General features: G+C 55.2%; 12 protein-coding genes and 2 tRNA genes. 7 read left to right on the forward strand and 7 right to left on the reverse strand.

Annotation, left to right across the window (positions count from 1 at the left end; genetic code table 11):
• Positions 1 to 54: 54 nt before the first annotated feature.
• The 6 genes from HOO88_01305 to HOO88_01330 form a co-directional block, all read right to left on the reverse strand.
• Entirely contained in the window at positions 55 to 261 is a 207-nt protein-coding gene (locus HOO88_01305) for an RNA-binding S4 domain-containing protein (protein ID NOU35404.1), read from the reverse strand.
• Complete coding sequence (locus HOO88_01310; protein ID NOU35405.1) at positions 254 to 508, reverse strand: hypothetical protein; 255 nt, start codon at positions 506 to 508, stop codon at positions 254 to 256. The genes HOO88_01305 and HOO88_01310 overlap by 8 nt, the downstream gene beginning before the upstream one ends.
• 22 nt (positions 509 to 530) lie before the next feature.
• A complete protein-coding gene (gene metH, locus HOO88_01315) occupies positions 531 to 3,905 on the reverse strand; it encodes a methionine synthase (protein NOU35406.1) in 3,375 nt (1,124 codons plus the stop codon).
• A gap of 567 nt (positions 3,906 to 4,472) precedes the next feature.
• A tRNA-Ser gene (locus HOO88_01320) sits at positions 4,473 to 4,565 on the reverse strand.
• Positions 4,566 to 4,620: 55 nt separating this feature from the next.
• Positions 4,621 to 5,835 carry a polynucleotide adenylyltransferase PcnB gene (gene pcnB, locus HOO88_01325; GenBank protein NOU35407.1) on the reverse strand — a complete coding sequence of 405 codons (1,215 nt, stop codon included), beginning with the start codon at positions 5,833 to 5,835 and terminating at the stop codon, positions 4,621 to 4,623.
• Between the two features lie 82 nt (positions 5,836 to 5,917).
• Positions 5,918 to 6,217 (reverse strand): DUF4186 family protein, encoded by a 300-nt coding sequence (locus HOO88_01330; GenBank protein NOU35408.1) that lies wholly within the window; start codon positions 6,215 to 6,217, stop codon positions 5,918 to 5,920.
• A 234-nt stretch (positions 6,218 to 6,451) separates the two neighbouring features.
• Here HOO88_01330 and HOO88_01335 point away from each other — a divergent pair.
• Positions 6,452 to 6,536: transfer RNA gene (locus HOO88_01335), tRNA-Leu, on the forward strand.
• 82 nt (positions 6,537 to 6,618) lie between these two features.
• Here the strand turns inward: HOO88_01335 and HOO88_01340 are convergent.
• Positions 6,619 to 7,746, reverse strand: coding sequence for a hypothetical protein (locus HOO88_01340; GenBank protein NOU35409.1), 1,128 nt, complete (start codon positions 7,744 to 7,746; stop codon positions 6,619 to 6,621).
• A gap of 133 nt (positions 7,747 to 7,879) precedes the next feature.
• Here HOO88_01340 and HOO88_01345 point away from each other — a divergent pair, with 133 nt between their 5' ends.
• The 6 genes from HOO88_01345 (at position 7,880) to HOO88_01370 (ending at position 12,954) form a co-directional block, all read left to right on the forward strand.
• Positions 7,880 to 8,215 (forward strand): YkgJ family cysteine cluster protein, encoded by a 336-nt coding sequence (locus HOO88_01345; protein ID NOU35410.1) that lies wholly within the window; start codon positions 7,880 to 7,882, stop codon positions 8,213 to 8,215.
• A 67-nt stretch (positions 8,216 to 8,282) separates the two neighbouring features.
• Positions 8,283 to 8,714, forward strand: coding sequence for a 3-hydroxyacyl-ACP dehydratase FabZ (fabZ, locus tag HOO88_01350; protein ID NOU35411.1), 432 nt, complete (start codon positions 8,283 to 8,285; stop codon positions 8,712 to 8,714).
• 7 nt (positions 8,715 to 8,721) lie between these two features.
• Positions 8,722 to 9,495, forward strand: a complete 774-nt coding sequence (gene lpxA / locus HOO88_01355; protein ID NOU35412.1) for an acyl-ACP--UDP-N-acetylglucosamine O-acyltransferase — start codon at positions 8,722 to 8,724, stop codon at positions 9,493 to 9,495.
• 1 nt (position 9,496) lies between these two features.
• Positions 9,497 to 11,209, forward strand: a complete 1,713-nt coding sequence (tadA, locus tag HOO88_01360; protein ID NOU35413.1) for a Flp pilus assembly complex ATPase component TadA — start codon at positions 9,497 to 9,499, stop codon at positions 11,207 to 11,209.
• A gap of 152 nt (positions 11,210 to 11,361) precedes the next feature.
• Positions 11,362 to 11,616 (forward strand): hypothetical protein, encoded by a 255-nt coding sequence (locus HOO88_01365; protein NOU35414.1) that lies wholly within the window; start codon positions 11,362 to 11,364, stop codon positions 11,614 to 11,616.
• Between the two features lie 15 nt (positions 11,617 to 11,631).
• The gene (locus HOO88_01370) at positions 11,632 to 12,954 is read left to right on the forward strand and encodes a deoxyribodipyrimidine photolyase (GenBank protein ID NOU35415.1); all 1,323 of its coding nucleotides are present in this window, start codon (positions 11,632 to 11,634) and stop codon (positions 12,952 to 12,954) included.
• The last annotated feature ends 239 nt before the right edge of the window (positions 12,955 to 13,193 follow it).

Consider the following 13,193-nt stretch of genomic DNA (forward strand, 5'->3'; position numbering starts at 1 on the left):
GTTTCTGCGGGCTTTATACCCTGTCGCGGCGCTGTGCGCGAATAATTTTCTGCATCAGCGGACGGTGAGGGTCTGGCCGTCGTAACAGACAGCCATGCCGGGGAGGACTTTCCGGCGCAGGCGCAGTTCCGTTTCGCCGTTCACGGTAACGAGACCTTCGCTGATGACAATCCGCGCCTCGCCGCCGGTTCCGCAGAGCCGCGCGGCTTTCAGCAGCTTATCCAGTTCGATGTAGTCGCCGGTAATGGTGAACTCATCCATGTTTTTTCCTCTGCGCGCGAACCATTTGCAGCTCTTCGTGTGTGGCGCGGCGGCGGTTGTAGAGCGCGGCGACTTTTTCGTCGAGAGCTTCCCAGTCTTCGGGGGAGGCTGGGGTGTCGTAATCCCAGCGCTCTTCGTCGGAGCGTTTAAACTGCCATTTGATTCCCTTATCCATGGAAACCGCAATGCGCACGGTGCGCTTTACGCCGTCGTCGAGTTTTTCAATCCATTCAATATCACGTTTCATTCGCGTCCTGACTAGTTCTGTATTACAGGTCGAAATAGTACGCTTGCGGATGATGGGTGACGAGCGCGAAGGTGGAAACTTCCGGGTCGGCCATGAAGAGTTCGGTGACGTTCAGACCGATCCGGTCGGTATCGAGCAGGTCGCAGCAGACTTTGTTCATCGCAAGGTCGGGGCAGAGCGCATAGCCGAAGCCGAAGCGGCTCTGATCGAGTTTCCGTTTCCAGATTTCGGCCAGCGTCAGCTCGCCTTCATTCGATCCCCACAGCAGACGGATCTGCCGGTGCCAGGTTTCCGCCAGCGCTTCGGCGGTCATCACGGCCAGTCCGTGGAAGAGCAGATAGTCGTGGTAGCGATCGGCGTCGCGCAGTTCGTGCTCTTTGGTCATCACTTTGTTTCCAAGCGTGACCGCCATCAGTGCGGCGACGTCGCGGTCTGGGCGGAAAAAGTCAGCCAGACAAAGTCCGTCGGATTTTTTCTGGCGCGGGAAGGGCATCGGAATAGTTCCGCCCGCCGGATTTTCGAGAAGGAATGTATCGCCTTCGGAATGGCAGTTGAAAAAGCCGTGGATGACTTTTGGTTCAAACACGCCGCGGGCAATCTGCTTCATCTCCTCGAGCTTCGGATAAACTTCGTCGGCGAGCAGTTTTTGATATTCGGTGTCGGAAAGTTTGCCTTGCTTGTAGCCCCACGCGCCCTTGATCATTCCGTTCAGATCGAGATAGTTCCAGATGGCGTCGAGCGGAATATTTTTGGTCACGGTCGTGCCGAGCCGGACTTCCGGAATCGGAATGTCGCGGTCGATCGGCTCTGCCGGTTTTTCGTCAACCGGCTTCACTTCACAGCCGAGAACGTCACGCACCGGCGCGACATAGTCAGGCAGTCTGCCGGTGTCTTTCAGTGTTTGCATGGCGGACAGTCCGGCGAAGGCATCTTTGCAGTAAAGAACCTGTCCAGAATAGTGCGGACGGCAGGCCAGATCAACAAATTCTTCCGACAGCGCCGCGCCGCCGAGCAATACCGGCGTTTTGAATCCGGCGTGTTCGAGAATTTTCGTGTTCTCCGCCATGACGGCGGTGGATTTTACCAGCAGTCCGCTCATGCCGAGCGCGGCGGCGTTATGTTTCTTCACTGCTTCCATCATTTGTTCAACCGGCACTTTGATACCAAGGTCAACGATGTCGAATCCATTGTTGGAAAGAATAATGCCGACCAGATTTTTGCCGATGTCGTGCACATCGCCCGCCACGGTCGCCAGAATAACCAGCGGAACCCTGTCGCCCGCCGCACTTTTCTTCATGAACGGTTTAATCATGTCAACGGCGCGTTTCATCACTTCGGCAGACTTCAGCACAAAAGGAAGCTGCATCGTTCCGTCGTTGAAAAGACGCCCGACCTCTTTCATCGCCGGAAGCAAAATGGTGTTGAGAATGTCTTCGGCGCTTTTTTCTTTCAGCAGATCGGGAATCGCCGGTTCGAGCCACGGCGATTTGCCGCGAATAATCGCATCGGCCAGCACATCGACGGAAGGTCTGCTTTCAACGGCGACTTCGACGGTTTCCTGCACGGTTTCAAAAAGGTTGATATAGTTTTCAAGCGGATCGCCGCCGGAACGGTCGTCGGCCAGCAAAGCCTCGGCGGCCTTGCGGAGATCTTCCGGAATTTCGTTGAGCGGCACGATTGCGGCGACATTGATGATGCAGGCGTCCATGCCGGCCTGTACCGCTTGATGCAGGAATACGGCGTTGAGTACTTTGCGCAGTGCAGGTTTCAGGCCGAACGAAATATTGGACAGTCCGAGGATGGTCTTCACGCCCGGCAGTTCCGCCTTGATGCGGCTGATCGCTTCCAGAGTTTGGAGCGCCGCATCGCGCAGCGTTTTGTCGCCACTGCAAATGGTGAACGTCAGCGGGTCGATCAGAATTTCTTCGGCTTTAAGTCCGCGTTCGACGCAAAAATCAACCAGTCGTTTGGCGACGGCGAATTTTTCATCGGCGTTCATTGCCATACCTTTTTCATCAATCGTCAGCGCGACCAGTGCCGCGCCGTAGCGCCGTGCCATCGGTACAACCTGTTCGGCGCGCTTCCCGCCGTCTTCAAAATTGATTGAGTTGATGACAGCCCGGCCGCCGTAGAGTTTGAGCGCTTCTTCAATCACGTCGGCGGATGTGGAGTCGATCATCATCGGAATCTTGCATTCACGCGCCATTCGCGGCACCAGCACGGCGACATCTTTGCTTTCATCGCGTCCGGCATAGCCGCAACTCAGGTCGAGGACATGCGCGCCGGTTTCTTCCTGTTCCGTCAGAATGTGAAAAGCGTTTTCATAGTCGTTGGCCAGCAGCGTGTCGCGGAATTTTTTCGAGCCGGTGGCGTTGGCTCGCTCTCCGATATACAGCGGCGCAGGTTCCTGTGTCAGGTCAACCGCCGTAAAAAGGCTGGCGACTTGAGATTGCCGATTGCCGGCTTCTGACTCCTGACTCCTGACTCCTGTCAGTTGCGCTCGCAACAGCCTGATATGCTCCGGTGTCGTGCCGCAGCAGCCGCCGACAATCGAGAGTCCGTGTTCTTTCGCCAGCGCGGCGACCTTTTCCGCGAACGGGGTCGGCTCCAGTGGATAACGGACATTGCCGTCGGCGCGTGCTTCGGGCATTCCGGCGTTGGGCATGCAGGCGAGATGTGCCGGCCAGACTTCTCTAAGTGTGTCGAGGTGGTGCTCCATCGCGTCGGGGCCGGTCGCGCAGTTCAGACCGAGCACATCAATCGGATACGGCGCAAGAATTGCAGCGGCGGCGGGGACGCTGGTGCCGACCAGCATGGTTCCGGTGGCTTCCACGGTGATTGAGACGTAGCGGACAATATCGCTGTCCGGGCCGAGGCTGTCATCGGCGGCGGCCAGTGCGGCTTTAATCTGCAGAGGATCCTGACAGGTCTCGATGAGCAGGCCGTCCACGCCGCCGTCGAGCAGGCCTTGAATCTGAATCTTGTAGGCATCGACCAGCTCGTCGAACGAAATATGTCCGAGTGACGGCAGTTTGGTGCCGGGGCCGATCGAGCCGAAAACGTGGCGCGGCTGTTCCGGGGTTGAAAACTCGTCGGCGCATTCGCGGGCCAGGCTCGCGGCGGCTTTGTTGATTTCGTAAGCGCGATCCGCAAGGCCGTATTCGCCGAGTGTTATGGGTGAAGCGCCGAACGTGTTGGTTTCAATCGCGTCCGAACCGGCTTCGAGATAAGCGCGGTGCAGTCCGTGGATGATTTCCGGCGCGGAAAGGTTGAGCCACTCGTTACAGCCTTCATAAACGCCCCACTGGTCGCGGGTGATCGTCTGATTTTGCAAATAAGTTCCTGCCGCGCCATCGAGAAGCAGGGGGCCGGTCTTTAGTCTGTCTTTCAGTTTCATGTCGTGAATCTAACAGAGACCGTGGCGGCACGCAATCGACAATCCTTGAATCCGGATAAACGGATTCCATGGGTTCAAAGATGGAGCCATGTCATAAAATCGGGGCGATCGAGACGGAGAGCCTTTGAGCAGCAGGGGCGGAACGCGATGACGCGCAAGCGGAGCGCGGTTCTCTGAATATGTATTGTGCCTTTGAGTGTGGTGGCTCGCCTTAAAAATTAAGTGTAGAGATGGCCTGTTATGTTTTTTCCGGGTCGAATTCTCGTCATTTTCCCCTATGGAAAGCGCATAAACGACATCCCTGAGCATCCTTGAGTCTTGGCGAGCCCATTGTAAGCCTTATTGTAAGTTGAGGTTTTATTGGGAGGAAAAACCCGTTATCCATTGCAGGATAACGGGTTGAAAAGTGGCGGAGAGGGGGGGATTGACGTTCACGTTGTTCACTGCCCCGAATGCTCGGGGCCTGTCTCGGCCGTTGGCCTCGGCTCGAACCCGGGGGTTCTTCATCCCGCCCCGCTTCACCAAAAAATAACCCCGCCAGACCGAGGTCTGGCAGGGTTAAAGGTTTGGCGGAGAGGGGGGGATTCGAACCCCCGGTACGCCTTTACGGCGTACGGCGGTTTAGCAAACCACTGCTTTAAGCCACTCAGCCACCTCTCCGCGAAGGACGTTTTATGTATGATATTCAGCCGTGCAGGGCAAGCGGCAAAAGGCTTTATCTCGCTTTCCGCTGCTGTTCCCACCATTCGAGTTCGGCCGTGTGGCGTCCGGCGGTGCGGGCGGCGAATTTAAAGTAGAGAAAGGCGTCGAGGAAGCAGCGGTGGCGCATGATTCGCTGGGCGTTTTTCGGAGTGGTTTTCAGAAAGCGCGGCTGGCCGCTCATGATCTCTGCAATGTGATGGGCGATGGCTTTAGGAATACGAATGCGGTCAAGCTGACGGATGTGGCGGTGAGTGGCATCCTGTAAGGCTTCGGCGTGAGGCAGTTCTTCGCTTTGCATAATCTGTGTGGCGACCCATTCGTGATATTCGCCGAAAATGAGGGCGAAGAGCAGGGCGGGATCGACGTTGAATCCGGCGGCGCGCCAACGGTCGATCTGCGCGAAGCTTTTACGGAGCCAATGGGTTTTGCCTTCTCCGTCGGGCGCGTTGAGCCATGCGCCGAGTTCGGGAAAAAGATGTTCGAAAACTTCAAGTTCACAGCAGAGAGAGAAAACCTGTTCGGCTTTTCCGCAACTGAGAAGTTTTTGAATTTCCTCGTAGAGACGTGAGGATGAGCAGTCTTCAAGTCGCGCGGCGTGGCGGCGAATGGCTTCGCGGGCGGATGGTTCAATATCGAATCCAAGTGCGGCGGCAAAGCGGATGGCGCGCAGAATACGCACAGGGTCTTCGGTGAAACGCTGGTCGGGGTCGCCGATGACGCGGATAATACGTTTCTCGAGGTCGCCTCGTCCGTTGACGTAGTCGATGATAGAGAAGTCGTCAATGTTGTAGAAAAGGGCGTTGACGGTGAAGTCACGGCGCAAAGCATCCTCCTCAGGAGTTCCGAAAAGGTTGTCGCGCAAGACGAGACCGTCTTTGGCGCGGAAGGTGTTATCATCATCCTGCGGAGATTCGTCGGCGGGCGGCGCGGGAGCGCGGAAGGTGGATACTTCGATGATTTCGTTGTGGAAGTAAACGTGTGCAAGCCGGAAGCGGCGGCCGATCAAGCGGCAGTTGCGGAAGGCTTTCCGGACTTCTTCCGGTGTGGCGTTGGTGGCGACGTCGAAATCTTTTGGATTGCGTCCGAGCAACAGGTCTCGTACGCCTCCGCCGGCCAGATAGGCGGTGTACCCGGCATCTTTGAGTCCGTAAAGTACTTTAAGTGCGGCGGCGCTGATTTGCTTGCGGCTGATGTTGTGTTCGGGGCGGGCTATGATTTGAGGTTCCATATGATAAAAACGTTCCCAAGGTTCGGAGAAATGTAATTGGTGCAGAGAAGAGGTGAAAGTTTTTTTTCCAAACACTGGAAAATCAGACGGGTTCTCCGATCTGTTCCTGAATCCAGCGGAGAATGACGCTCACGATGTAAGAGACTTCCTTTTCGGTGAGCTCAATGCCGGTTTTAATGCCATGAAATTTCTCGAGCTTTTCCCGATCACTGGTGCCGGTGGCGTGCTGGGCGATAAAGACGGGATGTCCCTTAAGCGGCGTTTGACGCCCGTCGTTTTTCGGATCGGCCGGCGCGAGTCTTTTGTTAACGAAATCGGTTGCATGAAGCCTGAGGATATCAATTCCGCGCGACTGAACGTACTCTTTCTCCGGCTCACCCATGGCAGGAGTTACGATCTGTTTGGAGCGGGCGAGTTTTAATTTCAGTGTTTTCCACTGTTTTTCATCAATATTTTGCACAACAACACCCGCCTCCTTTCCTGAGAACCAGCTACAGCACGAGCCAGAGTATAGGTTTCAGACCGGTTGATGGCAAGGGGTAAAGAAAATCGTTTTTGAAACCGTTGACTTTGCTGAAAGTTCCTGTTTAATACGCGCTCTGTTTTTGCAGAAAAAGCGCTCGTGGTGAAATTGGTAGACACGCAAGATTCAGGTTCTTGTGCCGCGAGGTGTGGAGGTTCGAGTCCTCTCGAGCGCACCAGCCTTTCGTTGCGGCGAGTAAGCCGAAAACAAAAAAGCGTTCCTTGGAAGGGAACGCTTTTTTGTTTTGCGTGACAGCCGGTTTATTTAGCTGCCGCGTCAAGGTTCGGTGTGTTGATTTTAACATCAGCCTTTCCTTTAAGGTCTTCGATGTAGGCCAGCAGAGACTCCTGCTTTTTCTTGCCGGTCAGGTATTCCTGAAGCTGGTCTTTTACTTGAGACAGAGGACGAATGCCGGCCTGCTGGTGGTCTGTGACTTTGATGAGATGGTAACCGAACTGGGTTTCAACGATGTCGCCGACGGCTCCGACGGCCTGAGAGAACGCCGCAGTTTCGAATTCAGGAACCATCTGTCCCCGGGCGAAACTGCCGAGATCCCCGCCCCGCTTGCTGCTGGGACAGTCGGATTTTTCTCCTGCGATCACGGCGAAATCCGCTCCGGCAAGAATATCGGCACGGATTTTCTCAATCTCTTTTTTCTTCAGAGCTTTTGTTGCATCCGTATCTTCGGGTTTGAAGGTCAGCAGAATATGGCTGGCAGTTACATTTTCGGGCACTTTGAAGGAGTCAGCGTTTTCCTCATAGAATTTCGTGACTTCCGTAGCGGTAGCACCGAGCACATCTGCGGTTTTCTCTTCGACCAGTTTGCGAACCAGCATCTGTTTGCGCAGGTCATTTTTCCATTCGGCGAAGTCGATTTTGTTTTCAGCCAGCGCATCTTTCAATGAAGTGCCTTCCGGGGCGTTGGTTTCAATGCGCGCGATTTCTTTAGCCAGATCTTCATCGCTAACGACCAGACTGGATTTTTCAGCCGCCTTGGTGAGCAGGATGTTGGCGATCAGTGTATCCGTGACATTCTGGTACATCTGACCGGCCATCTTGGAAAGCTGCTGAGGCGGAACCTTGCGGCTCATTTGCATCATGTTCATCTGCACGCCCTGCATGATTTCGCCGTGGGTGATTTTTTCGCCATCAACCGTTACGACGACTTCTTCGGGAGAAAGGGCCAACGGGTTGGGCTGGATCGGCTGTTCAAAGAGGTCTGGTGTTTGCTGGGGTAGATCAATGGTCTGGGCGGTCGGCGCTGCCGATACTGTTTCTTTAGCCGTTTCTTTTTTCACTTCCTTCGAGCATCCTGCGATGAGCAGGGCCAGTGTAGATACGGTAACGAATAAGCCAGCGATTTTTGTTTTCTTGACGAGCGTGGTCATGTTCAGAATTCTCCCTCTGATTGTTAATCCTCATGCCGCGCAATCCTTTCGGCGGGCAAGGGCGGCATATTTATATTTAAAGGGTTTTATGTCAATCCAATCGCCTTTAAATAACATTCGGAACAGGTAGACCATGGATTCAGCAGAACGTTCATTTAAATGTCAGCAGTGCGGTACCTGTTGCCGCTGGTCCGGGCATGTCCTTCTTTCCGATGAGGACATCGCCAGACTGGCCGTTGCGGCGGGGCTTTCTGAGGACGTGTTTATTGCCCGGTACACGGTACTGGCAGCCAATCGCCGCCAGTTGAGTCTGGCAGATGCGTCCGACGGAAGCTGTGTGCTGCTCAAAGGCGGACGGTGCGCGCTCTATGAGGCGCGGCCCGCCCAGTGCCGCGGCTTTCCTCACAGCTGGCGGGTGGCTGAAGGTTGTCCTGCGCTCGAAGCATTGGATAAAACCAGCGCAGTTTAAGCGTTGAACAAAGTTCTCGGTTTAAAGATAATCACCGTCCTGAACTTATAAAAAGGAGACCCGCTGCATGTCCGTAATCGAAGCTAACGAAATTCTAAACATTCTGCCGCACCGCTATCCCTTCATGCTCGTCGATCGCATCATTGAGATCGAAGACGGAAAACGGATCGTTGGCATTAAGAACCTAACCTTCAACGAGCAGTTCTTTCAGGGCCATTTTCCCGGCAAGCCGGTGATGCCCGGCGTTCTTCAAATGGAAGCGATGGCGCAGGTCGCCGGTATTCTGCTGAATAAAATGTTCGGCGGGGAAGGAAAGATTTCTTTTTTTGCGGCCATCGACAACGCCCGTTTTCGCCGGCCCGTTGTGCCCGGCGATCAGCTCCGCATGGAAATTGATATCGTCAATGCCAAGCCGCGTCTCTCTAAGGTTCACGCCAAAGCATTTGTCGGAGACAAGCTGGTTTCTGAAGCCGACCTGATGTTCAGCTCCGCTGGGTAATCAAGATATGAGTACGATTCACTCCACAGCAATTGTCGGCGAAGGCGCCGTGCTCGGCGCGGACGTTAAGCTTGGTCCGTACTGCATCGTCGGTCCCGGCGTAAAGATCGGTGACGGCACTGAACTGATGGCGCACGCCGTGGTTGACGGCAACACCACCATCGGAGCCGGATGCGTCATTCATCCCTTTGCCCGCGTTGGCGGCCCCACACAGGATTTAAAATTTAAAGGCGGCGCGCCCGGCGTGATCGTCGGCGACAAGACCGTCATCCGCGAATGCGTCACCATCAATGCCGGAACGCACGACGGCGAAATGACCGAAGTCGGCTCCGGCTGTCTGCTGATGGCCTACAGCCATATCGCCCACGCCTGCAAAGTCGGCAACGGCGTAATCATTGCCAACGGAACTCAGCTCGCCGGCGATGTCATCATCGAAGATTTTGCCATTATCGAAGGTCTTTGCGGTGTGGTGCAGTTCCGGCGAATCGGAACCATGGCGTTCCTCGGCGGCTATACCAAAGCCACCAAAGACGTTCCGCCGTACATGATTGCCGACGGTCTCGACATCGAAATTCGCGGGTTTAATAAGATCGGTATGGAGCGGCGCGGCGTTTCCGAAGAATCGCGCAACGCCATCAAGGAGGCCTACCGAATTCTTTACCGGCAGAAACTTCCTATTGCCGAGGCGCTTGAGCAGATGGAAAAAGAACTGCCGTCCACACCGGAAGTGCAGCACCTGATTAATTTCATACGCGCCTCGAAGGTTGGAATTGTGAGATGAAATGAAAAACGGCCAGCTAGCGGATTTATTACAGCGGACGGATCTCTTTACACCGGAACAGGTGGAAGTGCTTCTTCCGGCTGTGGCAGAAGCTGGCGCCGCCTTCACCGACACCGTTGTTGAAAAAACCGGTGTTAAAGAAGAATTGTTTCTCGAAAAACTGGCCGGTGTCATGGCTCTGCCGTTCATGCGGCTGGCTAAGGCCGAGATCAAACCCGAACTGCTCGCAAAAATTCCGCCTAAAGCAGTTTTCCAATACAACATCATGCCGGTCGCCGAAGAAAACGGCGCGCTGTGTATCGCCACCGCCAATCCACTGCAACCCGGCCTGATCGACGCTATGCGCCTTGTCACCGGCGGGCGGATCAAGCTCGCGCTCAGTCCGGCGTCCGACATTGAATCCGCCGCCAAGCGTCTGTACGGCGTCGGCGCCGAAACGCTCGACCGCATGATGCAGGACGACGACCGCATCAACCTCGACGAGGAAGGGCTCTTTAAACAGGATCTGAGCGACCTCGATCAGGAAGCCTCCGTCGTAAAATTCGTTAACCAGATCATCTGGGAAGCGCACCAGAGCCGCGCCACCGACATTCATATTGAGCCGCTGGAAGTGGATTTGCGTATTCGCTACCGCATTGACGGTGTTCTGATTCAGACGCCGGTGCCGGCGACCCTGAAACGGTTTCAGTCTTCCATTATTTCCCGTATCAAGGTTATGGCGAATATGGACATCGCCGAAAAACGTCTTCCGCAGGACGGCCGTATCAGTCTGCGTATTCAGGGCGAGGAAATCGATGTCCGCGTTTCTACCATGCCGACGGTTTACGGCGAGAGCGTCAGCCTTCGTCTGCTTCTGCGCGGCAGCGGCATGATCGGTATGGATCAGCTCGGACTGAGTCCGGAAGATGAAAAAATTCTCAAACGCATGATCACCCGGCCGCACGGCATTCTGCTTTGTACCGGCCCGACCGGTTCCGGTAAATCCACCTCGCTCTACGCCTGGTTGCACACCATTAACTCCGTTGATATCCGCATCATGTCGGCGGAAGACCCGATTGAATACGAAATGGCCGGCGTCAATCAGGTGCAGATGAAGCCGGAAATCGGGCTCACCTTCGCCCACGCTCTGCGCACCTTTCTGCGCCAGGACCCCGACGTCATCATGGTCGGTGAAATCCGCGACCGCGATACCGCCGAAATCGCCATTCGCGCCGCGCTTACCGGCCATCTTGTTTTCAGTACACTTCACACCAACGACTCCGCCGCCAGTATCAACCGTCTGCTCGACATGGGCATCGAGCCGTTTCTGGTGGCTTCCGCTGTCGAAGGGATCGTCGCCCAGCGCCTCATCCGCCGGCTTTGTCCTGCCTGCCGCAAACCGCTTGAATTGACCGACGTTAAAATTGATCTGTTGCGTAAAGAAGGGTTCCCTGTTGAAGAACTTGCCACGCACACAATCTATGAACCGGTCGGGTGCGATGCCTGCCGCGGCTCCGGTTTCAAAGGCCGTACCGGGATCTACGAAATTCTGACCGTGGACGATCATATCCGTCCGCTTATCATCGATCGCTCCGCTTCCAGCGACATCAAACGCGAGGCGATGCGTCACGGCCTGCATACACTTCGTGACGACGGCTGGCGCAAAGTTCTCGACGGTGTCACCACCGTTGAGGAAATCCTCCGCGTCAGCGAAGAGGACGAAGAAGATTCCTGAGTTTGACGGATTCGGGAACTTTTTCCTGCCGGTTGCTTTTTCATTTAAAAGCGGTAATGTAACGCACGAAAGGAAGTTCGCGTCCGGTATGTCCCGCGGCGCGCGGTTAAATTATGCAGAAAAAAGATTGGGTAGCGGTAGGAACCAAATTGGTGGGGATTTACATTGCGGTGCTGGCGTTAATCGGTGCGAGTTCCACAGTGTTGAACACCCTGTTGACTCTCATCTTCTCGGATCGTCCCGCAAGTGTCAGTTATATCAAAATGCTCGGCATCATTCTGGTCAAGGTTCTGCTGTCCGGACTGGTTGTCCCAGTCGCTCAGGGACTTGTCGCCTGGCTGCTATTGAAGCGCACCTGCTGGTGTCTCAAGAAAGCCGGCTTCGAATGTGAACCGCCGCAGATGTAATCAGGAAGCGGGAAGATGATACACCCCGCGAGAATTCACCGGCTTAACGACAAACCCGCCCGCAAAGGCGGGTTTGTTTTATACTGGATGCAGCAAAGCCAGCGCGCCGAGTGGAACCACGCCCTCGAATATGCCGTGGAGCGCGCCAATGCGCTTGGGTTGCCGGTCGCCGTCGTTTTCGGCCTGATGGACGATTATCCCGAAGCCACCGAACGTCACTACGCCTTCATGCTCGAAGGACTGCGGGAAACATTCCAGACATTGGAGAAACGCGGCATCGGCGCATTTATCGGACGCGGACATCCGGCAGAGGTCGCGCTTAAAGCGGGTAAAGACGCCGCGCTGATCGTCTGCGATATGGGGTATCTGCGCCATCAGGCCGAATGGCGCGCAAAAGTTGCCGAAAAAGCCGGATGTGAAGTCGTCGAAATCGAAAGCGATGTCGTCGTGCCGGTCGAAACCGCATCGGATCACGCCGAATACATGGCCCGCACCATCCGCCCGAAACTCCTGAAACGGCTGGATGAATTTCTTCAGCCTGTTCGAGAAGTAAAACTTTCCAAACCTTGGAAACGCGACGAGGGCGTCGCGTCTACGTTAATCAAGACGGTTCCCAAGGTAGACGCGACGCCCTCGTCGCGTTTTAAAGGTGGAACAGCGGAAGCGAAGAAGCGGCTGAAACGGTTTATTGCGGAGAGTCTGACGGTTTATGAAGCGCACAGCAACCAGCCGCAGACCGACGACATTTCCATGCTGAGTCCGTATCTTCACTTCGGACAGATTTCGCCGCTCTACATCGCGCTGGAAATTCAAAAGGCTGATCCGAAAAGCCGCTTTCTGGAACAGCTGATTGTCCGCCGCGAGCTGGCGATGAACTTTGTCTGGTTCACGCCGGACTACGACCGCTTTTCCTGTCTGCCGGATTGGGCAAAGCTGACGCTGAAAAACCACGCCAAAGATAAACGGGAATTTCTCTACACCCGTGAACAGCTGGAGCAGTCGCAGACACACGATCCGTACTGGAATGCGGCCATGACCGAAATGCGCGTCACCGGATTCATGCATAACTACATGCGGATGTACTGGGGTAAAAAGGTTTTGGAGTGGAGTCCGTCACCGGAAGAAGCGTTTGAAACGCTGCTCGCCATCAACAATAGATATTTTCTGGATGGCCGCGACCCGAACTCCTACGCCGGAGTTGCCTGGGTCTTCGGCAAACACGACACCGCGTGGGCTGAGCGTTCAATCTTCGGGAAAACGCGCTACATGAACGCCGTCGGCCTTAAACGCAAATGTGATATCGATGGGTATGTGGAGAAGGTGGGAAAAGCTTGTTGAACGTCTGAAGGGAGCCTCGTGGAGTGTGCTTCATCTGGGCAACGGGCGTTCGTCACGTAGGCTCGCTTGGTCCAAGCACAGATTTGAGGGCCGGTAAGTTTTGCAGCGGGTTTTATGTGGAAGCGGCAGGGATGCCGCTTCCACCTTATTGACTCCACGGCCTTTGCGAGGGATGTCTCGTCACTTTCTTCAAAAGAAGTCCGCTTCTGCGCTTGAACAATTTTCCGAGCTGTGTAGGC

This window comes from Kiritimatiellaceae bacterium, assembly GCA_013141415.1.
In the GTDB taxonomy this organism is placed as follows: domain Bacteria; phylum Verrucomicrobiota; class Kiritimatiellia; order Kiritimatiellales; family Tichowtungiaceae; genus Tichowtungia.